Source organism: Campylobacter sp. BCW_4338 (assembly GCF_001763255.1).
Classification (GTDB): domain Bacteria; phylum Campylobacterota; class Campylobacteria; order Campylobacterales; family Campylobacteraceae; genus Campylobacter_D; species Campylobacter_D jejuni.
Genome location: NZ_MJYJ01000020.1, coordinates 1 through 1,881 on the forward strand (window position 1 = coordinate 1; position 1,881 = coordinate 1,881).

At 35.0% G+C, this 1,881-nt stretch carries 1 protein-coding gene; it reads right to left on the bottom strand.

From position 1 onward, the window contains the following. Positions 1-1,881, bottom strand: a 1,881-nt coding sequence (locus tag AJN69_RS01925) for a beta strand repeat-containing protein (protein ID WP_407918703.1), incomplete at both ends; no start/stop codon positions are given.

Genomic DNA, 1,881 nt, shown 5'->3' on the forward strand with positions numbered 1-1,881 from the left:
TCCACCTCCATTGGTTCCTATATTGCCAATATTGCCTTGATTAACACCTGAGATGATATTGTTGATATTGCCTAATTCATCAAGATTAACATTGCTTTGATCTACGGTGATGTTTTCTACTTTTACATTATCTTTACCATTTCCACCTACAACTATAGTGTCTAATTTACCTGTTTCTTTATCTGTAGAAACAACCCAATCTTTAATTCCAACACTACCACTACCATTGTTAGTTACTGTATTACCATGATCATCTTTACCTACTGAGCCTTGGTTGGAAATAACTAAATCAGCATTACCATTATTGGTAATACCTCCACCTATAGTAGCACCTTCTCCATTAGAAATTTCAAGTTTATTATCACTATTGTTAGTGATGGAACCACTTATACCTGTATCAGAAGTAGAGGTGTTAGTGATGGAATCAAGTTTACTATCTTTATCTACAGTAATTGAACCAGAAATAGCTCCATTACCCTCATTGGTAATGGAATCAATACTACTACCACCACTTACTTGAACACTTCCTGAGATACTTCCATTACCTTGATTAACAAGACCACCTTCTACCTTAGCTCCACCTTCTATCTTGATATCGCTACCTATAGAAGCATCACCTGTATTGATTATATTTCCTTCAAGTTTAGTGTTTTCTCCACTAACAGTAATACCACCTGTTATACTTCCTGAGCCAGAGTTAGATATGGCTTGGCCTGAAGAAGAAGTTACAGTAGCTCCATCTTCTACTTTTATAGAGCCTTCTATTTTTCCACTTTGATTAGATATACCAGCACCACTTCCACCTTCTACCCTAGAACCTTCACCAGATAAAATCATTTCTCCACTTAAAGAGGCACCATTATCCAATCTTATACCATGAACCTTACCTTTTATAATGCCACCATTTTTAAGTTCTATTTTTTGAGTTTTAGAACTTTCATTTAAGGAAATTCCATTATTGTCTCCATAAATTCCACTTACTGTGCCATCTTTTGAAGTATTTTTTCCACCATCTATATATAAATCTCCTAGAGTTTGCCATTGACCTACGAGTATTCCGGCTTCTTTTCCATAAACTATACCTCCATCTTTTATAGTAAGCGTTCCAAATTTACCCCAACTTACTGCCATTCCAAGATTGTTAGATTGTATAGTTCCTGTGTTGATAATATTTTCTATGGTACCACCATTTTCGAGTTTTATGCCAGCACCAAATATATCTTCGCCTGTCGTAATCATTCCTGAATTTACAAGAGTTTTTATGTTGCCACCTACTACAAATACACCAGAAGAGTTGCCATTGATAGTTCCTAAATTATTAAAACTATTTATAGTTCCCCCAGATAAGCTTACACCTTGATCCCCGCTGATTAGACCGCTATTAGTAAAGCTTTTTATATTAGTATTTCCTTGGAAGTAAACTCCTCTATCGTTGCCAACCATAGTCCCACTATTATCAAATTTATCTACATTGATAGTCCCTTTACCAGCCCAAATTCCCATATAAATTTGACCAATAATCTGACCTTTGTTTTCAAAGGTATTAACAGTGATAGTTCCTGTAAAACTATCATTGCTATTTTCTACAGCTACTTGACCATCAATAGTTCCTTTATTGGTAAGATTGGTAAGAGTAAGAATATCGTTGCCTTGGCCATTAACATATATAACTTTACTTTTATTTTCGGGTTGTAAAGTTCCATCTGTTTCAATTATTAAAGAATGTGACCCGCTTCCAGTAATGGTTATTGCGTTAGTTTCTGAACCACTTACAGTCGTATTAGTATTCTGATAAACACTTGCTGATCTAGCTTTAAGATTTTTATTTGCTTCATCATAAGTTTTTATTTCAGGAGCAAGTGTAGCATTAGCACAACTCGC